The sequence below is a fragment of the Sphingomonas sp. LHG3443-2 genome (genome assembly GCF_049896405.1).
GTDB lineage: Bacteria > Pseudomonadota > Alphaproteobacteria > Sphingomonadales > Sphingomonadaceae > Sphingomicrobium.
Map to the genome: position 1 here is coordinate 1,924,854 of NZ_JAFCUG010000001.1, position 19,006 is coordinate 1,943,859.

At 67.4% G+C, this 19,006-nt stretch carries 19 protein-coding genes and 2 tRNA genes; 10 read left to right on the forward strand and 11 right to left on the reverse strand.

Annotated elements, in window-relative coordinates; genetic code table 11:
- Positions 1-129: 129 nt before the first annotated feature.
- Complete coding sequence (locus ACP69Z_RS09550; protein ID WP_426267266.1) at positions 130-1,584, forward strand: histidine kinase dimerization/phospho-acceptor domain-containing protein; 1,455 nt, start codon at positions 130-132, stop codon at positions 1,582-1,584.
- A gap of 6 nt (positions 1,585-1,590) precedes the next feature.
- Here ACP69Z_RS09550 and ACP69Z_RS09555 read toward each other — a convergent pair.
- Positions 1,591-1,667: transfer RNA gene (locus tag ACP69Z_RS09555), tRNA-Pro, on the reverse strand.
- 119 nt (positions 1,668-1,786) lie between these two features.
- On the opposite strand from ACP69Z_RS09555, the gene ACP69Z_RS09560 reads away from it, so the two are divergent.
- Positions 1,787-1,861, forward strand: a tRNA-Ile gene (locus tag ACP69Z_RS09560).
- 1 nt (position 1,862) lies between these two features.
- On the opposite strand, the gene ACP69Z_RS09565 is transcribed toward ACP69Z_RS09560, so the two are convergent.
- The 4 genes from ACP69Z_RS09565 to ACP69Z_RS09580 are packed head-to-tail and all read right to left on the reverse strand — an operon-like array spanning position 1,863 to position 4,919.
- Positions 1,863-2,192 (reverse strand): hypothetical protein, encoded by a 330-nt coding sequence (locus tag ACP69Z_RS09565; protein WP_426267267.1) that lies wholly within the window; start codon positions 2,190-2,192, stop codon positions 1,863-1,865.
- Positions 2,189-2,419 carry a hypothetical protein gene (locus tag ACP69Z_RS09570; RefSeq protein WP_426267268.1) on the reverse strand — a complete coding sequence of 77 codons (231 nt, stop codon included), beginning with the start codon at positions 2,417-2,419 and terminating at the stop codon, positions 2,189-2,191. The genes ACP69Z_RS09565 and ACP69Z_RS09570 overlap by 4 nt, the downstream gene beginning before the upstream one ends.
- Entirely contained in the window at positions 2,416-3,807 is a 1,392-nt protein-coding gene (locus tag ACP69Z_RS09575; RefSeq protein WP_426267269.1) for a M28 family peptidase, read from the reverse strand. Before ACP69Z_RS09575 ends, ACP69Z_RS09570 begins: the two co-directional genes overlap by 4 nt.
- Positions 3,808-3,848: 41 nt before the next feature.
- Positions 3,849-4,919, reverse strand: coding sequence for a PA0069 family radical SAM protein (locus ACP69Z_RS09580; protein ID WP_426267270.1), 1,071 nt, complete (start codon positions 4,917-4,919; stop codon positions 3,849-3,851).
- Between the two features lie 99 nt (positions 4,920-5,018).
- On the opposite strand from ACP69Z_RS09580, the gene ACP69Z_RS09585 reads away from it, so the two are divergent.
- Complete coding sequence (locus ACP69Z_RS09585) at positions 5,019-5,168, forward strand: hypothetical protein (protein ID WP_426267271.1); 150 nt, start codon at positions 5,019-5,021, stop codon at positions 5,166-5,168.
- 2 nt (positions 5,169-5,170) lie between these two features.
- Here the strand turns inward: ACP69Z_RS09585 and ACP69Z_RS09590 are convergent, their stop codons facing one another.
- Together ACP69Z_RS09590 and ACP69Z_RS09595 are read right to left on the reverse strand one after the other, a co-directional pair.
- Positions 5,171-7,006: a transglycosylase SLT domain-containing protein gene (locus ACP69Z_RS09590; RefSeq protein ID WP_426267272.1), complete on the reverse strand. Its 1,836-nt coding sequence runs from the start codon at positions 7,004-7,006 to the stop codon at positions 5,171-5,173.
- Positions 7,003-7,758 carry a uracil-DNA glycosylase family protein gene (locus ACP69Z_RS09595; protein ID WP_426267273.1) on the reverse strand — a complete coding sequence of 252 codons (756 nt, stop codon included), beginning with the start codon at positions 7,756-7,758 and terminating at the stop codon, positions 7,003-7,005. The genes ACP69Z_RS09590 and ACP69Z_RS09595 overlap by 4 nt, the downstream gene beginning before the upstream one ends.
- 62 nt (positions 7,759-7,820) lie before the next feature.
- On the opposite strand from ACP69Z_RS09595, the gene ACP69Z_RS09600 reads away from it, so the two are divergent.
- Genes ACP69Z_RS09600 through ACP69Z_RS09620 form a run of 5 tightly spaced genes read left to right on the forward strand, consistent with a single transcriptional unit; the run spans position 7,821 to position 14,421 of the window.
- On the forward strand, positions 7,821-9,473 hold the full coding sequence (locus tag ACP69Z_RS09600) for an electron transfer flavoprotein-ubiquinone oxidoreductase (protein ID WP_426268080.1): 1,653 nt from the start codon (positions 7,821-7,823) through the stop codon (positions 9,471-9,473).
- The gene (locus ACP69Z_RS09605; protein WP_426267274.1) at positions 9,448-11,118 is read left to right on the forward strand and encodes a tetratricopeptide repeat protein; all 1,671 of its coding nucleotides are present in this window, start codon (positions 9,448-9,450) and stop codon (positions 11,116-11,118) included. Before ACP69Z_RS09600 ends, ACP69Z_RS09605 begins: the two co-directional genes overlap by 26 nt.
- Positions 11,115-11,927, forward strand: a complete 813-nt coding sequence (locus tag ACP69Z_RS09610; RefSeq protein WP_426267275.1) for a 4-(cytidine 5'-diphospho)-2-C-methyl-D-erythritol kinase — start codon at positions 11,115-11,117, stop codon at positions 11,925-11,927. The genes ACP69Z_RS09605 and ACP69Z_RS09610 overlap by 4 nt, the downstream gene beginning before the upstream one ends.
- On the forward strand, positions 11,900-13,252 hold the full coding sequence (locus ACP69Z_RS09615; protein ID WP_426267276.1) for an NAD(P)H-hydrate dehydratase: 1,353 nt from the start codon (positions 11,900-11,902) through the stop codon (positions 13,250-13,252). Before ACP69Z_RS09610 ends, ACP69Z_RS09615 begins: the two co-directional genes overlap by 28 nt.
- Positions 13,249-14,421 (forward strand): class I SAM-dependent RNA methyltransferase, encoded by a 1,173-nt coding sequence (locus ACP69Z_RS09620; protein ID WP_426267277.1) that lies wholly within the window; start codon positions 13,249-13,251, stop codon positions 14,419-14,421. The genes ACP69Z_RS09615 and ACP69Z_RS09620 overlap by 4 nt, the downstream gene beginning before the upstream one ends.
- Here the strand turns inward: ACP69Z_RS09620 and ACP69Z_RS09625 are convergent.
- The 3 genes from ACP69Z_RS09625 to ACP69Z_RS09635 all read right to left on the reverse strand — a co-directional run bounded on the left by ACP69Z_RS09625 (position 14,418) and on the right by ACP69Z_RS09635 (position 17,389).
- On the reverse strand, positions 14,418-14,855 hold the full coding sequence (locus ACP69Z_RS09625) for an MAPEG family protein (protein WP_426267278.1): 438 nt from the start codon (positions 14,853-14,855) through the stop codon (positions 14,418-14,420). The genes ACP69Z_RS09620 and ACP69Z_RS09625 overlap by 4 nt on opposite strands.
- Before the next feature lie 64 nt (positions 14,856-14,919).
- The gene (locus ACP69Z_RS09630) at positions 14,920-15,975 is read right to left on the reverse strand and encodes a 1,9-bis(guanidino)-5-aza-nonane synthase (protein WP_426267279.1); all 1,056 of its coding nucleotides are present in this window, start codon (positions 15,973-15,975) and stop codon (positions 14,920-14,922) included.
- A gap of 160 nt (positions 15,976-16,135) precedes the next feature.
- The gene (locus ACP69Z_RS09635) at positions 16,136-17,389 is read right to left on the reverse strand and encodes a type III PLP-dependent enzyme (protein WP_426267280.1); all 1,254 of its coding nucleotides are present in this window, start codon (positions 17,387-17,389) and stop codon (positions 16,136-16,138) included.
- A 188-nt stretch (positions 17,390-17,577) separates the two neighbouring features.
- Between ACP69Z_RS09635 and ACP69Z_RS09640 the strand changes: the two genes are divergently transcribed.
- A complete protein-coding gene (locus tag ACP69Z_RS09640; RefSeq protein ID WP_426267281.1) occupies positions 17,578-18,525 on the forward strand; it encodes a threonine ammonia-lyase in 948 nt (315 codons plus the stop codon).
- A 4-nt stretch (positions 18,526-18,529) separates the two neighbouring features.
- On the opposite strand, the gene ACP69Z_RS09645 is transcribed toward ACP69Z_RS09640, so the two are convergent.
- Positions 18,530-18,784, reverse strand: a complete 255-nt coding sequence (locus tag ACP69Z_RS09645; RefSeq protein ID WP_426267282.1) for a hypothetical protein — start codon at positions 18,782-18,784, stop codon at positions 18,530-18,532.
- A 51-nt stretch (positions 18,785-18,835) separates the two neighbouring features.
- On the opposite strand from ACP69Z_RS09645, the gene ACP69Z_RS09650 reads away from it, so the two are divergent.
- Positions 18,836-19,003 carry a hypothetical protein gene (locus ACP69Z_RS09650; RefSeq protein WP_426267283.1) on the forward strand — a complete coding sequence of 56 codons (168 nt, stop codon included), beginning with the start codon at positions 18,836-18,838 and terminating at the stop codon, positions 19,001-19,003.
- The last annotated feature ends 3 nt before the right edge of the window (positions 19,004-19,006 follow it).

Sequence of the window (19,006 nt, forward strand, 5' to 3'; positions counted from 1 at the left end):
GACAGCAGTCCGTCAGCTCTTGTCGCCTACAGTCCCGTTATGGGATGCTTAACGTCCAACACCTTTTCTCTGCGTTAACAGCAGTCCATCTCCCTCCCGTGACCCACCACACGCGAAAGTCCTGCCCACTTGCGTTATGATGACCGCCTGGCGACTGTGCTTGGCCAGCCCGCTGCGGATGCGCGCGGGCGGGCGGTACAATGGCGTCAACTGGTCGAGCTGCTGGCCCGCGGGGATGAGGTCAGTGCGGACCTTGCGGAACGCGCGATGGCGCGGATTGCGCAACTGATGAAAGATCTGCCGGTCGATCTGCTTTCCGCGACGGCTCGCGCGATTGCCGGGCGCGACGTGCCCGCTGAGCTGGTCGCGCTATTCGCGGCACGTGGGGCCGGGGCTTCGGCTGCGCTGCTTGCGGCAGCCCGGCTCAGCCCTGCGGGCTGGGCTGCGGTGCGCGCGGTCGCGGCCGAAGATGTCCAGCCCTTGCTGCTTGCGCTTGGTCACGGCGACGAGAGCGAACCGCAACCGCCGGTTCCTGATCCCGCAATGCCGACGGCCACCGTAGTTGACGAGGTTCTCACGTCACCGCCAGCGCGCGTCGTCCCGGCAGAGCCGGAGCAGGAAGAGGCGGAGGCCTTTCCCTTGCCCGGCGGCCTGTTTCGTTGGGAAACCGGCCCAACCGGTGAAATCGATTGGGTCGAGGGCATTGCCCGCGCGGCGCTGGTCGGCCGCAGCGTCGCGGAAAGCTTTGCCGATCCTTTCACAGCGCGGCTTCCCTTTGCCGATGAGCCGCTGGTGCTCGCCGAAGACGGCGCGCTCGCGGGTGAATGGCGGTGGAGCGGTGCGCCCGCTTTCTTTGCCGACACTGGGCGGTTCGCCGGCTACCGAGGTGTCGCGCGCCGCGAAGGTGACCTGCCCCAACAGGCCGAGCGCCCCGCCGCCGACGTGCTGCCCGCCGAGGACGACGGCCTTCGCGAACTCATGCACGAGCTTCGCACCCCGTTGAACGCCATCATCGGCTTCGGCGAGATTATCGAAGGTCAGTATCTCGGCCCTGCACATCGCTCCTATCGCGAACGAGCCGCCGAGATCGTCCGGCAGGCACGCCGCTTGTCCGATGCCGTCGACAACCTCGACCTTGCCGCGCGGGTTCGGTCGGGGCGGTTGCAGGGGGATGGAACAAGCGGTCTCGACGGGTTGCGCGGCGTGATCGAGGATATTCGCGGCGAGGCGGAGGGCCGCGGGTTGCGGGTGCGGGTCGAAGATCGGGCCGGGGACGCGCGCGTCGCGCTGCCGCCGCCGCTCGCCGAGCGCCTGGTGCGACAGTTCAGCGCGGCGATGATCGAACCGGCGGTGGCGGGCGAGCAGATCGGGATTGTGGTCGATCGCCTCGATTCGAGCCTTGCCATCGGCGTCGATCGGGTGACCGCGCTTCGCGGCCTTACCGAACAGCAAATCCTTGCCGATCGCGGCCGGGCCGGAATGCGCTTCGCCCTGCGGCTGGTGCAAGGATTGGCCGTGATGACCGGCGGCCGGCTCGACATCGGCGCCGACCGGCTCGTGCTGCTCTTGCCTCTGGCGACCTGAAAACGATGGTCGGGGGGACAGGATTCGAACCTGCGGCCTGCCGCTCCCAAAGCGGCTGCTCTACCAGACTGAGCTACCCCCCGACGGGCAGGCGCCTAGCAGGTGCTTGGCGCAAGCGCCACACCTCTCTCCAGATTGCCCGCAAAAGCCGTGTGCCAGAGGCGCTTGGCCGGTACGCGACACGCGGCTAGAGGGTGGCCCGGGGCCTGTAGCTCAACGGTAGAGCCAGCCGCTCATAACGGCCAGGTTGGGGGTTCGAATCCCTCCGGGCCCACCAATTACTGCTTGTTGGCGGGCGGCGCGTTGTCGCGGCTTTCTTCGCGGACGCCGCGCGCGGCACCTTCGGCACCGGCTTCGATCTTGTCGCCGGCACGGTCGGCTGCGTTGCCGACATCGCTCGCCGCATCTTCAATCGCCGGAGCTGCCTTGTCGGCCGCGTCCCTGACCTCACGACCGGCGTCCTCAAGCGCGTTGCCGACGCCATCGACCGCTCCTTCGACCTTCTGCTCGTTGACGCTGATCGAGGTCGTATCGTTGCCGGGATCGCGCTCCACGTTGCAGGCGGCGAGTGCCAGCGGAAGGGCGATCAGGGCAGCTTGGCGGATCATGGCGTTACCTCGTTGACGGTTTCGCTGGCAGAACGAGCAGGAGGGCCGTCGGTTTCCGCGCGCTGTGCGGCATTGGCGGCAGCGCGCTCGGCCTCGGCCATCAGGGCATTGGCGCTTTCGCCCGACTGCTCGGGCAGCGGCTGCACATCACCGTCGGAATTCCCGGCCTTGCAGGCACTCGCCAGCAGGGCAAGGGCGACGAGCGCTGAAAGGCGCCAGCCGGTCACCGCGCGCGCCGGCGAGCCGGCCGCGGGCGGGTCTCGACCGGACCGGCGAGCACTGCCACGGCAGTGGTCCAGGCTGCGACATTCTGCTGCATCTGCTTCTTGTCGATCATCGCCAACGTGTCATCGGGCGTGTGGTGGACGTCGAAATAGCGCGTGCCGTCCTGTGAGAGCGCAGCCCCGGGAAGGCCATCGGCCACCATCGGTCCGATGTCGGAGCCTTCGGTCTCCGTCAGGCTGCCCGGCACGATGCCGAGCGGCTGGAGCATGCGCTGGAGGCGCTTGGCCTCGGCTTCACGCTCCTTGCCGAGGCGGCTGTCGACTTTCCACACGCGGTCGGCGCCAAAGTCGCTTTCCATGATCGCGTGGTGCGGCAGCTTTCCGTATCTGGCGCGGTAATCGAGGCCCCCGAACAGGCCGACTTCCTCGGCGCCGAACCAGACGATGCGAATCGGACGGGCGGGCACGCCGGCGTCCATGATCCGCTTGGCAGCCGCCGTGACGATCCCGCAGCCGGCCGCGTCGTCGAGCGCGCCGGTGCCAAGGTCCCAGCTATCGAGGTGGCAGGAGACCAGCACCGGCGCGGCATTGCGGTCGCGGCCGGGCACTTCGGCGATGACATTGCCGGAACGCCCCTGCGTGACCTTTGACTGAAGTGTCAGGCGCAGGGTCGGGCGCTGCCCGCGAGCGAAGATACGCTCGAGCTGGTCGGCATCGGGATTGGCAAGCGCGCCGGCGGGAATCGGGGTCGCACCTTCGGCAAAGTTCATCACGCCCGTATGCGGATTGCGGTGCTCGCGATCGGTGCCGATCGAGCGGATGATGATCCCGACGGCGCCCTTTTGCGACGCTACGGTCGGGCCCTGGCGGCGGGGCGCGCCGAAGACGCCGTAGCCGCTACCGTCTTCGGTGCGCGGCATGGCGTGGCCGATATAAACGATTTTGCCGCGGACCTGCTCGGCCGGTGCGGCGCGAAGTGCGTCGACGTCGGGGAAGCTGATGACTTCGGCGCTGATCCCACCCGCAGGGGTGGAAGCGCTGTTGCCGAGCGCGGCGACCGCCAGCTTTTGCGGATAGGGACCGAGCAGCTCGGCACTTTCGGCGCCGCGTTCCCAGACCGGCATGGGGAAGTCATCGACGCGGACATTGGCAAAGCCCATCGCGGTCAGGCGGCGCACCGCCCAGGCCCGGGCGCGGGCCTCGGCCTCGGTGCCGGCAAGGCGCTGGCCGACTTCGGTGGTGAGGTCTTCGGTAATCCGCCAGGCATGTTCGTCGCTGAGCGCGTCGGTGCGCAGCGCGGCGACAAAGGCGTAAGGGTCCTGGGCCCGCGTCGGCTGGGCAAGGGCGGGAAGAGCGGTCGCGGCGAGCAGGCCGGCAAGGAGGATGCGCATGAGGGCAGGGTTTAGAGCGGCCGCACCCAAGCGCAAGCACCCTAGAGCAGGCGCATCTGCCGTCCTTCGGGCGGTCGGAAGAGATCGCGGCGGAGGGTCAGGCGACCGGTGCCAAGCCCGGCCTTGCGGGTCGCGGCGGCGAAGCGGGTGCGGAGGAGATCGGCCCACGGACCCTGACCCTGCATGCGGGTGAAGAAGTTCGGATCATTGTCCTTGCCCCCGCGCATCGACTGGATGGTAGCCATCACCTTGGCGGCGCGATCGGGATAATGTTCGTCGAGCCAGGCACGAAATAGCGGCGCCACTTCATGAGGCAAGCGAACGGGAAGGTAGAAGGCGGCCCGCGCGCCCGCCGCGGCGCCCGCGGCCACGATCTGCTCGAGCTCGTGGTCGGTGATTTGCGGAACGATCGGCGCCACGGCAAGCAGGGTCGGCACACCCGCCTCCTGCAGGCGCTGGATTGCGGCAATCCGCTTGCGGCCGGCCGGCGCGCGAGGCTCAAGCGTGTGGCTGATCGAAGGGTCGAGCGAGGTCACCGACATTGCCACGGCCGCCAATCCGCGGTGAGCGGCGGGCGCAATGAGGTCGAGGTCACGCAGCACCCGGTCCGACTTGGTCGTGATGGTGAAGGGGTGGCCGGTCTCCGTCAGCAATTCGATGATCGAACGGGTGATCCGAAAACGACCTTCGATCGGCTGATAGGGATCGGTGTTGGTGCCAAGTGCGATCGGCGCCACGTCATAGCCCGGCCGTGACAAGGCCGCGTGGAGCAGCTTGGCGGCATCTGGTTTGACGAACAGGCGGCTCTCGAAATCCGCGCCCGGCGAGAGATCATGATAAGCGTGGGTGGGCCGCGCGAAGCAGTAGATGCAGCCATGTTCGCAGCCGCGATACGGATTGATCGAGCGGTCGAAGCCGATGTCGGGCGAGCTGTTGCGAGTGAGGATCGACTTCGGCCGTTCCACCGTGATGGTGGTGCGGCGCTGGGCCACGCCGTCGAGCGCCTCTACTTCGTCGAGCCAATCGCCCTCGACCAACCGTTCGGGCAGGTTGAAGCGCGTCGGAACGGCATTGCGGGTAGCCCCGCGCCCGGAAAGCGACTCGACAGCCATGCCGCTATTCTAGCACCGCGGCAGAACAGAACAAGAACATCATCGATCCGCAACATAAGTGCGCGCAAGGCGTCACATCGGTGCGCTAGCGCCAAGCGCATGGAGAAGAAGGGCTTTTCGTCCGACAAGCAGCCGCTGGCTCCGCGCCTCAGCCTGGCCGAAGAGCAGCAGCGTGCCTTTGAAGAAGATCAGCGCCGGCTGAAGCGGTCTCCGCATTCGCGCTGGCCGGATTTCCTGTTCCGCAATTAGAGTCAGCGCCTTACCGGAAATGTCGGCCAGCGATGCTGCGCCAGTTCGCTGAGCGTCGTGGTCGGTTGCCCTGAGAAACCCTCATAAACCCACAGGTTGCGCAGCACCGCAGGAACGTAGAAGCGGGTTTCCCAGAACGGCATGGATTCGATCCATAGCAAGGGATCGCCGCGATCGTTGACCTGCCAGCGGCCGACAGGAAGCGGCCCCGCATTGTAGCTGGCAATGACCTTGGGCAAGTGGCCGCCGGTCGCCGAGTGGCTGCGCATCCATTCGATCCAGGCTTGGCCGAAGCCGATGTTCACCGCCGGATTGCGCAGATCGCCGGGCTGGAGCCCGCGGGCGCGCACGATGAGATCGCGGGTCGAGGGTAGTACCTGCATCAGCCCGACCGCTCCGGCCTGGCTGACTGCTTCAGCGCGGAAGGACGATTCTTGCAGCGTGTGGGCGAGGGCCAGCGCCGGGTCGATGCGCCAGCCTTCACGCGGCGCCCAGCGCGGGGCAGGATAGCGCGCGGCGGGCTGAACACGGGCGCCTGGCTGGCCGAAATGGCCCAGGAAATGCTGGGTGGCGGCAAGCTCGAGGCGGGCGGCGGTGGCGACCAGAGCGGGCTGCTCGGCCGGAGTGCCGATGCGGGCCTGGTGGCGCAGGAGTTCGCCGGCGAGGTCACGCTCGCCGATGCGGACCAGTTCTTCCGCGCGTGCGATGTTGGGGAGACGGGTAAGACTGCCATACGCGCCGAGATCGAGTGGGCTGAGTCGGGTTTCCTGTGCCAGCGTGCGGCGGGCCAGGAGGCCGTAGAAGGTCTCGGGATTGCGGGCGGCGAGCCGAAGCAGGGGCTGGACCGCGGCCGGGCGGCGGCAGGCCATTTCGGCGCGGGCGGCCCAATAGTGACCGGCGGCAGCGAGGCTCGGTTCACGCGATCGGTCGCCCACTTCGCGAAAGGCGCGGGCGGCGCTGTTGCAATCGTTCATGCGCCAGCTGGCAAGGCCGCTGACCCATTCGGCCTGCTGCACCCAGGGCCCGGTCGGCGCGCGGGTGACCGAGACGCTTGGCGGCGGCGGGGGCGGAGCGGGCACGGTGACCTGGCCCGGCCCAAGCGGGTCGCCGGCCGGAGGCAGGATGACCACGGGCGGGGGCGGCGGCGGCGTGTAGGGGCTGCGCGCCACCTCGGCCATGCGGCGCGCTTCGGCATCCTGGCCGCGGACATAATAGATCCACGCGACCCTTTGGCCGAGTTCGGCGCGTGCTTCGGCGCTGATCAGGGGGAGGGAGGCGTTCAGCATTGCCTCGGCTCCGGCCGCGTCGTCGACCTTGACCAGCGGCTCCATGGCCTTGCGCAGGCGATCGACCTCGGGCTCGCCGGTGACCGGGCTGGCCCGGCCGCGGCGCGGCGCCGAGCCGATCGGCACCAGCGCGGCGCGGCGCGGAAGCGGCGGCGTGGCGGTCGCGCCGCGAGCGATGGCGAGGCGCTGTAGTTGCTCGGCCTGCGGCAATTCTGGTGCTTCGGCGAGCAGGGCGAGGACTTGCTGAGCGGTGACCGCGGGCGATTCCTTGGCGGTATAGAGCTGGGCGCGCGCCAGCGGCTTCAGCGGTGAAGCGGGCAGGGCATTGATGCCTGCCGCGGCCGCCGCCCACTGGCTGGAGCGGATTGCTGCAAACACGCCTGGCCAATCCTTCGGGACTACCAGCACCGGGGTGACCGGAGTGGGCGGCGGGGGAGGGACTTGGGCTTCGTGCGGCTCCTCGATCGGAGCCAAAGGATCGTCGGGCGGCGTGGTCGGCTGGGTGGAAGATAGAAGCAGCACGGATGCAAAAGCAGGTACGAACAAAATCATTCACCCATGATGAGCTGGAGGTCGGCCCAGGCGAGCGCCTTGTGGGCATTGTTGCCGAGCAAGTGCCGCGGCGGAAAGGTGACCGCCGTCGGCACACCGGCGATCCGGTGCAGCTTGCCGCGTGCGGTGGCCATTGGCTGACCGAGCAGCAGCTTGGCGGGCTGGTCGCCCAGCAGCAGCAGGCGCTTGGGCGCTGCCAGCGCGATCTGGGCGAGGATCGTATCGCGGCAGGCAGCACTGTCCGCATCCGAAAGGCGGGTGCCGGTGCCCGAAAAGCAGGTCAGCGCGGCGACATAGGCCTGGCCCGGAGCAAGGCCGACTGCACGCAGCATCCGTTCGGCCAGAAGGGCGGCGGGTCCTCCGAGCGGCTTGCCTTCGGCAGCGTCCTCAGGCGCCGGGATTCCGGTCAGCAGCATCAACTCGGCCTCCGCCGGACCGTGCGGAAGGGCGCGTGCCGCGCCGACGCGGAACAGCGGCAGGGCGGCGCTCTCGGCCAAGTGGGCGTGAAAGGCTTCCAGCGTGGTGGGAAGCGTGCCGCCGCTGGTCGGGCGGGCTGGCTGAACCGCGGGAGTCGCTTGCGGCTCGGGCGGCGGCGACGCGCGCCGCGCCCGCCAGTCGCGCGGCTCTTCCTGCACGGCGACATCGACACCAGCCTCGACCCACCAGGCAAGCAGGCTTGCCGCTTCCGCCCGGGTCAGATCGCCTGCCTCCACTCGCTCGCTCATCGCTTCCAGCATAGTCCTTGCGACCATTGACGGAAGTGGCGGTGGAGGCCAAGTCCACGATCAACGAAAAGAAGGACTTGAGCCAGGCGATGAGCGACCGGGAGTCGATGGAATATGATGTCGTGATCGTGGGTGCGGGGCCGGCCGGGCTGAGCGCTGCGATCCGCCTGAAGCAGTTGGCCAACGAAGCCGGCCGCGACCTCAGCGTCTGCATCCTTGAAAAAGGCTCGGAGGTCGGCGCCCACATCCTGTCAGGCGCGGTGATCGATCCCAAGAGCCTCGACGAACTGCTCCCCGACTGGCGCGAGGACAGCTCTTGCCTGCTTGGCCGCGTGCCGGTCACCAGCAACCACCATTGGGTGCTGACCAAGAGCAAGAAGTACAACCTGCCGCACCTGATGATGCCGAGCTTCCTCGACAACAAGGGGACGTTCACTGGCAGCCTCGCCAATCTCTGCCGCTGGCTGGCCGGCAAGGCGGAAGAGCTTGGGGTCGAAATCTTCCCCGGCTTCCCGGCGGCCGAGGTGCTTTATAACGACGATGGATCGGTGAAGGGCGTGGCGACCGGCGCGATGGGCATCGCCCGTGATGGCAGCCACAAGGGCGACTACCAGCCCGGCATGGAACTGCACGCCCGCTACACCTTCTTCGCCGAGGGCGCGCGCGGAAGCCTGACCAAGCAGCTGAAGAAGCAATTCGACCTCGAAGCCGACTGCCAGCCGCAGGTTTACGGCATCGGCATCAAGGAGTTGTGGGACGTCGATCCTGCCAAGCACAAGCCGGGCACCGTGATCCACACGCAGGGCTGGCCGCTGGACGATGCGTGGGGCGGCGGGTGGATCTACCACCAGGACAACAACCAGGTGTCGATCGGCTTCGTGGTCGCGCTCAACTACAAGAACCCGCACCTGTCGCCGTTCGACGAGATGCAGCGCTACAAGCAGCATCCGGCGATCCGGCCCTTGCTCGAGGGCGGGCGGCGCGTGTCGTACGGCGCGCGGGCGATCAACGAAGGCGGATGGCAGAGCATTCCCAAGCTCGCGTTCCCGGGCGGCTGCCTGATCGGTTGCTCGGCGGGTTTCGTGAACGTGCCGCGGATCAAGGGCACGCATACGGCAATGAAGTCGGGCATGCTGGCAGCCGAGGCGGCGTTCGCTGCCGTGGCTGCAGATCGGCGCAGCGATGTTCTTGCCGATTACGAGCCGTCGGTCAGAAATGGCTGGATCGGTGAGGAATTGCGCAAGGTGAAGAATGCCGAGCCGGCGGTTGCCAAGCTCGGCGCGACGATCGGCACTTTGGTCGCGGGCACGGACATGTGGCTGCGTCACCTGGGGCTCAGCCTGCCGTTCGAGATGAAGCATCATCCCGATCACGAGACGTTGTGGCGCCGCGACATCGCCCCGCCGATCAATTATCCGCGGCCCGACGGGGTGATCAGCTTCGACAAGCTGTCGAGCGTGTTCCTGTCGAACACCAATCATGAGGAGGACCAGCCGGTCCACCTGCAGCTCAAGGATCCGACGATTCCGACGCGGGTCAATCTGCCGGAGTATGACGGCCCGGAGCAGCGTTACTGCCCGGCCGGCGTCTATGAATATGTGGTCGAAGGCGGCGCGCCGCGGCTGCAGATCAACGCGCAGAACTGCGTTCACTGCAAGACCTGCGACATCAAGGATCCATGCCAGAACATCAACTGGGTGACCCCGGAGGGTGGCGGTGGCCCTAACTACCCGAACATGTAGTCTCGTCTTCGCTCTTGCGCTGGTAGCGGCGGTTCCGGCGAGCGCCGCATCGGGGCGGGAGCGGGTCGACTTTCTTCGCTCGGGCGCCGCGACCTTCGTGGCGGCGCGGGCTGCCGCCGATGCCGGAGACGCGCGCCGGGCGGCCATGCTCTACGCCAGCCTCGCTGCGGCTGACCCTGGCGACGGGACGATGGCCCAGCGGGCGCTTAGTCAGGCGATCCTCGGGGGCGACATGCCGCTTGCGCTGCGGCTTGCCGGGCAGAAGCCATTGCCCGACCTCCCGGTCGAAGCGCAACTGCTGCGGATCGGCGAGGGCCTTCGGACCCGTACCCTCGACAAGCAGCTGACGCGCGAGTTTCCGCAGCAAATCGACTTCATGGGACCGTTCGTCGGTGCCTGGCACCTCGCCGAGCGGCGCCGGTGGAAGGAAGCCGTGCAGCTGCTCGACCGCGTTGCCGCCGACGCCCCGCTCGCCGAGCTGGTGCCTGAGCAGAAAGCGCTGATCCTGCTCGCTGCCGGACGCAGCGCCGAGGCGCGCTCGTTGATCCAGCCGGCGCTCGCAGCGGCGCGTGGCCGTTCGAACCGGCTTCGCATCGCCTTTGCCTCCGGCTTGGCTGCCAATGGCGATCGCGACGCTGGACTGGCGCTGCTGGCTGGGCGTGATTCGACCTTGCGGCAAGCCGCCGCCGTTCTTGCCGCAGAGCGCAAGCCCAAGCCGCTGATCGCCACCTCGGCGCAGGCTTATTCCGAACTGATGACGGCGCTGGCCGCCAGCCTCGATGGCGAGGATAACCGGACCCTGCCGCTCAGCGTCGCTCAGGTCGCGCGCTATGCCGATCCGCGCAACGAACAGGCGTCGCTGCTGGTCGGCCTGCTGCTTGATCGCAGCGGGCGCGAGAATGACGCCCTGGCTGTTCTTCGCAGCGTGCCTGACGCGTCGCCGTTCGCGGGCGAGATGCGCGACGCCGAGGTGCGGGCCTTGCTGGGTGCCGACCGCAAGGAAGAAGCGCTTGCCCGCGCCCGCGCCTTTGTGGCGGGGGACGATGTCCAAGCGATCGACTGGCTGCGCCTCGGAGATGTGCTCGACGCGATGGACCGTCACAGCGACGCCGCCGTCGCTTACGGCGGTGCGGCAGCGGCGGTGCAGGCCGGCGGGGCAGGGCCGGAGCCCTGGTCGATCCACCTCCTGCGCGGTGCCGCGCTTGAACAGGCCAAGATGTGGCCGCAGGCTGAAAGCGCGCTCGAACTGGCGCACCGGTTGGCGCCCGAAAATGCGTTGGTGCTCAACTATCTTGGTTATGCCCGGCTGGAGCGTGGGCAGAAGCTTGACGAAGCCGAGGCCATGATCGCCGAGGCAAGCCGCCGCGCGCCGGACGACGCGTCCATCACCGACTCGCTCGGTTGGGCGCAATTCAAGCGCGGCAAGGTGACGGAAGCGATTGCCACTCTCCAGCGCGCGGCAGCCGCCGATCCCGGCCAAGCCGAGATCCACGAGCATCTTGGTGACGCCCTCTACACCGCCGGGCGCAAATATGAGGCGCGCTTTGCGTGGAATGCGGCACTGGTGACGGCCGAAGACCATGTGCGGGCACGGATCGCGGCCAAGGTGGCCGGCGGTCTCCTCCCGGCGACCGCGGCACCGTGAGCAGGCCGCCAGCAACCGAGATTGCTGCCGCCAAGATCAACCTTGCGCTGCACGTGCGGGGCAAGCGACCGGACGGGCGGCACGATCTCGAGACGATCTTTGCCTTCTGCACTGACGGTGACCGGCTGACCGCCGAACTGGCCGATGATCTGTCGCTGACCGTGACCGGACCCTTTGCGGCCATGCTGGACGACGGGGCCGACAATCTCGTGCACCGAGCCGCTGCGGCGCTCGCGGCCGAGGCACGGGTGGGCAAGGGTGTTCGCATCACCCTGGACAAAAGATTGCCGGTGGCGAGCGGGATTGGGGGCGGATCGGCGGATGCGGCGGCGGCCCTGCGGCTGCTGACAAGCCTGTGGGGTGTCGACCCCGCATTTGCTCAGCGGATTGCGCCGAGCTTGGGAAGCGATGTGCCTGCGTGCCTTCTCAGCATGACCGCTCGCGGCGAGGGGGCGGGAGACACGCTGACCCTGGTCGATGCGGGCGTGGCGGGAGCGCCGATCCTGCTCGTCAATCCGCGGCTTCCGCTGTCCACGACAGCGGTGTTTGCCGGTTGGGACGGGGTCGACCGCGGTGCGCTTGGCGAGTGGCGCAACGGGCGCAACGACCTTGAGGCGCCGGCGCGCGACCTGGTGCCGGAGATTGGTCGGGTGCTCGACTGGCTGACGCAGTGCGACGGGGCCGACGTGATCCGCATGTCGGGCTCGGGCGCGACCTGCTTCGCGCTTTTCGAGAGCGAAGCGTTGCGTGACGCAGCGGCGGCGGCCTGCCCGCCCGACTGGTGGCATCTCGCGAGCTTTCTCCGGTGAGCGCCGGCAGGCCGATCCTTACCGGCGAAGCCATGCGCGCGGCCGAGGCATCCGCACCGTGCAGCCTTGCCGAGTTGATGGAGCGGGCGGGGCGGAGTCTTGCCGAGGCGGCTTACCGGTTTGCCGGCCCCATGCCGGCGCTGGTCCTATGCGGTCCCGGCAACAATGGCGGCGACGGCTATGTGGCAGCGCGTCATCTCGCAAAGCGGGGCGTGCCCGTCCGGGTGGCTGCGCTGGGCGAGCCGACCAGCGACCTTGCCCGTGCGGCGCGGGGGCAATGGAGCGGGACGGTGGAGAGCCTCGACACGTGCGCGCCGGCGCCGCTGCTGCTGGACTGTCTGTTTGGAACGGGCCTCAAGCGAGGGCTGGAACCGCTTGTGATCGAACGGCTTTGCTCGCTGGCCAACGGGTCTCACCTTGCCATCGCTGCCGACCTGCCGAGCGGGGTCGAGACTGATAGCGGGGCGCTGCTGTCGCCGGTGCCGCCGTTCGACCTCACCGTGAGTTTCGGCGCGCTCAAGCCAGCGCACCGGCTGATGCCGGCAATGGCGCGCATGGGCCGGGTGGTGCTCGCCGACATCGGAATTGCCGCGGACGACCGCTGCTTCGAGATCGGCGCGCCGGCGCTGCCGGCGGTAGCGGCGGATGCGCACAAATATAGCCGCGGTCTGGTGCATTGTCTGGCGGGCGAAATGCCCGGAGCGATGGCGCTGGCGGCGAGTGCCGCGGCCCGGAGTGGCGCGGGCTATGTCCGTGTCTCCACTTCTCGCCCGATCGCCGGCTTGCCGCGCAGCGTGGTCGAGGTCGGTGACGCCAAGCTCGACGATCCGCGGATCGGCTGCGTGCTGGTAGGACCCGGTCTCGGCAAGCTGCCGCAGCTGCTAACCCTGGCGCTGACCAGCAGCCGGCCCAAGGTAATCGATGCCGAGGCGATCGGCCTCATCGGTGATCCGGCGCGGCTGAAGGGACAGGATGCCATTGTGGCGCCGCACGCGGGCGAGTTCGAGCGCCTGTTCGGCACGCTTCCCGGCAGCAAGGCCGAGCAGGCGCTGGCCGCCGCTGAGGCCTCTGGTGCGGTGGTTGTGTTCAAGGGCGCCGACACGCTTGTGGCAAGCCCCGACGGCCGCCTCGGCTTCGCGCCGCCAGCGCCGGCCTGGTTGGCAACAGCAGGGACCGGCGATGTCCTCGCGGGCATGATCGCAGCATTGCGGGCACGCGGCATGTCGGCGTTCGAGGCTGCTTGCGCCGGTGTCTGGTTGCATGGCCGCGCGGCGGAGCGGGCAGGGCCGGGCATGATCGCCGATGATCTTCTGGAGCATCTATGAGCGAGGCCATCGTCAGGATCGCTGCGCGGGGCGACGGCGTCACGGCAAGCGGCCGCCATGTCGCGTTCGCGGCCCTGGGCGATCTCGTCGACGCCGACGGTGCGATCACGCCCGGTCCGCACTGCCAGCTGCCGCCATGCCGTCACTTTCCCGAATGCGGTGGCTGCCAGCTCCAGCATGTCGATGACGCGGCCTATGTGGAATATCTCATCACGCGGGTTGCGGGCGCGCTGGCGCAGCACGACCTCGCCTGCGAGATCCGCACGCCGCACTCGTCACCGCCGCGCAGCCGCCGCCGGGCCACCCTTCGGGCACTCAAGGCCGGCAACAAGGTGGTACTCGGTTTCAATGCCGAGAAGTCGAACCGGGTCATCGACCTTCAGGAATGCCACATTCTTCGGCCCGAACTGTTCGCCTTACTCAGCCCCTTGCGCGACCTGCTCGGCAAGCTCCTTGCGCCCAAGCGGACGGCCGAAGTGCAGCTGACCCTTGCCGACCAGGGCGCCGACTTGCTGCTGCAAGGTGTCAAGGCGGAGGGCTTCGAAGCCGCGCAGGGGCTGGTCGACTTCGCGCAGGAACAGGGTCTTGCGCGGCTCAGCCTCGATGAAGGGCTCGGCCCCGAGGTCCGCTGGGAACCGCGGCCCGCCACCGTGACGCTGTCGGGCCGTCCGGTCCCGCTGCCAATCGGCGCTTTCCTGCAGGCCACGCATGACGGCGAGGCAGCGCTGGTCGAGGCAGTGCGGGAAGGGGTGGGCGAGGCTCAGACGTGCGCCGATCTTTTCGCCGGCATCGGCACCTTTGCGCTGGCGCTGCCGGGCAAGGTGTTGGCGGCCGAAGCGAGCCGCGATGCTGTGTTGGCCCTCAAGCGGGCGGCGCCAGCGATCGCTGCGCAGCATCGCGACCTCTACCGCCGCCCCCTGATGGTGAACGAGCTCGCAGGGTTCGAAGCAGTGGTGCTTGATCCGCCCCGCTCGGGCGCTGAAGCGCAGGTGGCGGAGCTTGCAGCCTCAGGCGTGCCGCGTATTGCCTACGTCAGCTGCAATCCCGCGACCTTCGCGCGCGATGCGGCGGTATTGGTGTCAGGCGGCTACCGGCTCGACTGGGTCCGTCCCGTCGGACAGTTCCGCTGGTCGACCCATGTCGAGCTGGCGGCCGCCTTCAGCCGTTAGTGCCAGAGGCGAAGGCCGGCGTGGATCGTCAGGCTGGCGAGGCACAGGGTCGATAGGGCAAACAGGGTCAGCCGGATCGCCACTACGTTGACGGTCGCCTGAACGATGCTGTGGATGATGCGCAGGATTACATAGCCCCACGCCAGCATGACGTTGATCGGATGGTCGAAGCCCATCAGTACCAGCGCCAGCACGATCGCGTAGAAGATCGTCGGCTGTTCCATCAGGTGATTGTAATTGTGCGCTTTCCACTGCGCCTTGGCTTCCGGGCTATTGTCGAGCGCAGCGCCGCGCGATCCCGGCGGAATGGTGCGCAGCGACACGCCCAGCCGCTTGAACGCGCCGCGTCGTGATACCGCCATCCACACCAGCATGACGAGCGACCAGGCGACCAGCGCGACGACCGGTCCAAGCAATGCACTCGGCTGTTCCAATGAAAGACCCTCCCCGTTTGTGGCGGGGAGGGTCTGTCATTCGGCCTTGGTTCGCAAGCGAAACTTAATCGAATAGCTTGGCGAACTGGCGCTTGGCACGGGTCTTCCAGTGGCCGCGGTGATAGGCGTCGGACGCCAGCAGCGGCAGGACCGAGGTCGCTTCGGCGAAGACCATCTGTTCGAGCGCGGTCGAGACCTTGCCCCAGCTGGCGGCTTCCTGAAGGGTCGAGGAGGAGCAGGCGCCGTCACGCACGTCGGCAACAGTGATCTGCACGGCATACTTGTGCACCTCGACATCCTCGTGGCCGAGGATTTCGGCGCAGACCACGGTGTCCTGCGTGAAGTTCTTCGGAACACCGCCGCCGATCATCAAGAGGCCGGTGGTGCCGGCCTTGATCTTGATGTCGGTCAGTTCGCGGAAGTCGGCGATCGAATCCATCGTCATGTAGCGACGGCCCGCCTTCATCGCGTCGACCTGATGCTTGACGAGGCCGAAGCCGGCCGAGCTGTCGGTGAAGGCAGGGCAGAAGATCGGCACGTCATGCTCGTAAGCGAGCTTGACGAGGCTGTTGTCCTTCTTGCCGTTCTCCAGGAGCCACTTGCCCATCTCCTTGATGAACTCACGGCTCGAATACGGGCGCGGCTCCAGCGTGTCGGCGATCTTGCCGATGGTGAAATCGGTGTCCTGCAGCTGCTCTTCGTCGATGTAGGTATCGTAGATACGATCGATGTAGAGCGAGCGGAGCGTGTCATCGTCAGGGATTTCAAGCGCTTGGTAGTGCTTGTGACCAAGGGCTTCGAAGAAATCCATGTCGACGATCGAGGCGCCGGTGGCGACGATCGCATCGACCATGTTGGAGCGGACCAGCTCGGCATAGAGGTCCATGCAGCCGCCGGCCGAGGTCGAACCGGCGATCACCAGGATGACCGAGCAATCGGGGTCGGCCAGCATCTGGTTGTAGATGCCGGTCGCGCGCGACAGGTCGCGGCTGGTGAAGCTCATCTTGCCCATCGCGTCGACGATCGGGCGGGCATCGAACTTGGTGATGTCGATGTGCTCGACGGTGCTGGAAAGCAGCTCCGCCTTGCGGGTGTCGTTGATTTTGGTTTCGGTGTTCATGATCGTCTTCCTTGATGAAAACGCCCGTCATCAAGCCGTCACCCCGACCTCGAGCCGGGGTCTGCCTTTTCTTCGATCGAGCAAGAAGAAGGCGGATGCCGGGTCAAGCCCGGCATGACGAGTGGAGGCGGCGATACGCTCAGCCGCCTCCTTGTCTCTTTTACAGCTTCACCACGTTGGAGCGCGACGGTGCCGCGGCTTCGCCGTAGAGCGAGGCCATCGGCGCATCGGTCACGACGACCGACCAACCGTTGGCCGAGCCGAAGCCGTTGAACTGCGTCCGCATCGCCGAGCCGTAGGCGCCCAGCATGCCGATCTCGACATAATCGCCGGGGCCGACGTCGCCGGGCAGCTCGAACGGGCCGACCATGTGATCGAGATCGTCACAGGTCGGGCCATAGAAGCTAAAGCCGTGCGGGCGGATGTCGCTGTCCTCGTCGCGGACTAACCGGACGGGGAAGCGCCAGCCGATATGCGCGGCGTCGAACAGGGTCCCGTAGGCACCGTCGTTGATGTACAACTCGTCGCCGCGGCGCTTTTCAACGCGCACGAGGACCGAGGCATATTCGGCGCACAGCGCACGGCCCGGTTCGCACCACAGTTCGGCCGAGTAGCTAATCGGGAGCTTCTCGAACGATTCGTGGATCACGGCGAAGTAAGCTTCGAGCGGCGGCGGCTCCATGCCCGGGTAGGACGAGGGGAAACCACCACCGACATCGACGATATCGACGGTCACCGCCGCTTCGACGATGGCGTCACGAACGCGGGCCATCGCTTCGGCGTAAGCGGCCGGGGTCATCGCCTGGCTGCCGACGTGGAAGCAGAGGCCGAGCGCGTCGGACGCCTGGCGGGCGGCCATCAGCAGTGCCTTCAGCTCCGCCGGATCGGCACCGAACTTGGAGGCGAGGCTGAGCTTGGAGTGCTCGGACGAGACCCGCACGCGAACGAGGAGGTTAAGGTCGCTCGCCGCAACGCCGTCGGTGGCGGTCGCCGCGACGATCTTGTCCAGCTCTTCCAGGCTGTCGAGGCTGAAGGTGCGGACACCGTGGCCGTGATAGGCTTCGGCAATCGCTTCCTCGGCCTTGACCGGGTGCATGAAGCAGAGGGTCGCCTCGGGCAGCGTATCACTGACCAGGCGGACTTCGCCGATCGAGGCGACGTCATAATGGGTGACGCCGCCATCCCACAGCACGCGCAGCAGGTCGGGCGAGGGGTTCGCCTTCACCGCATAGAGCGACTTGCCGGGGAACTTCTCGACAAAGAAGCGCGCAGCGGCACGTGCGGCGTGGGGACGCAGCAGCGTAACCGGCTGGACCGGCTTCAGTCGTGCAATGTCAGCCGCACCGGAAGCGACAAAGGATTCGGTGCGATCGGAACGGGGCGCTAGCCCCAGCGCGAAGGGGTGCTCAGCCAATGCAAGGGACCTCCAAGTGCCTTTCGGCGACAGTTGACGAACAGCTGCCTTGCGGTTGGAAGTCCCATGGGGCAGCGAGAGGCGCGATATATGGAGGGGGTCACCTTAACGCAATCTTTTTCGCGGGCCTCATTCGTCACAATCCCTACGGCTTGGCGCAGACCGGGCACGCACTATCCAAGGTTCTGATGAGAAACGAGAATTTTCCCACCGGCGACGATGTGTTGAAGGCGGCCGAGCGGATCGCTGGCCTTGTCGTGGAGACGCCGCTGAAGCCGGTGCGGCTGAACGGCCACGACCTGTGGCTCAAATGCGAGTCGCTGCAGACAGGTGGGTCGTTCAAACTGCGCGGGGCGAGCAATCGGCTGGCGCTACTAAGCGAAGCCGAGCGCAAGGCCGGCGTGGTTGCTTTTTCGAGCGGCAATCACGCGCAAGGCGTGGCAATTGCTGCGCGGCGCCTTGGTGTGCCCGCAACCATCGTCATGCCCTCGGACGCCCCGGCGCCCAAGGTCGCGGGCACGCGGGAGCAGGGTGCGGGAATCGTCTTCTACGATCGGGCAAGCGAGGACCGCGTCGCCATTTCCCTTGCATTGGCAGCAGAAACTGGCGCGGTGGTGGTGCCGAGCTTCGACGATCCGCACATTATCGCAGGGCAGGGCACGGCGGGGCTGGAGATCCTGGAACAATGCCCTGGGCCGGTGCGACAGATCGTGGTCTGTTGCGGCGGCGGCGGCCTTGCTGCGGGGATCGCGCTGGCCTGCCCGGACGCGGACATCGTGATCGTGGAACCGGAAGGATGGGACGACATGGGGCGCAGCCTTGCGCTCGGCCATATCGTGCCGGTCGCACCTGACGCGCCGCCGACCTCGTGCGATGCGCTCCAGACTCCTCTAGTGTCGCCGCTGACCTTCAGCGTGCTGAAGGAACGCGGAGCGGCGAGCGCCGCGGTCAGCGAGGCAGAAGTCCGGGCTGCGGTCCGCTACGCCTGGCATGAGCTTGGGCTGATGGTGGAGCCGGGAGGCAGTGCGGCGCTGGCGGCCGTGCTGGCTGGCAAGGTCCCCGTGGTCCCCGGGACGGTGGTGATGGTCACCGGCGGCAACATGGACCCGGCGATGCACGCCGAGTGGGTCGCTTGAGCCTTCAGGCGCTCGCGCTGGTGCGGTAGGAGCCCGGGTCCAGGTGCGAGGGCGAATAAAGCTCGACGCTGCGGGTCAATTCTTCCAGTTCTGCGGCGAGAGTTTGCAGTTCGGCCACCAGCGCCTTGGGATCCGCGTGTTCGAGGCCGAGAGACGCGTCGAGCAACGTGTCCAGCATCATGGTAATGCAAGGCAGGATGGTGCCTTCGATCCGCTCGAAAGCGTCGGCGAGCTTCTGTTGCTGGTCGGCTGCGATCATGACGAACGCCATTTAGTGTAACAGCGGTTAAGAAGCCGTTTCGGAGAGAACATGAATCAGACGGCCTCGACCCTCCTGTCCATCGTCATGCTGGCCGCGCTGGTGCTGCTGGTGTTCGGCGCCCGCTTCGCCTGGGCGGGCACCTATCGAAAGCAGGGGCTGCTGATGATCGTGGTCGCCGTGATCCTGGTCGCCAACGTGCTGATCTGGGTGCTCTAGGCC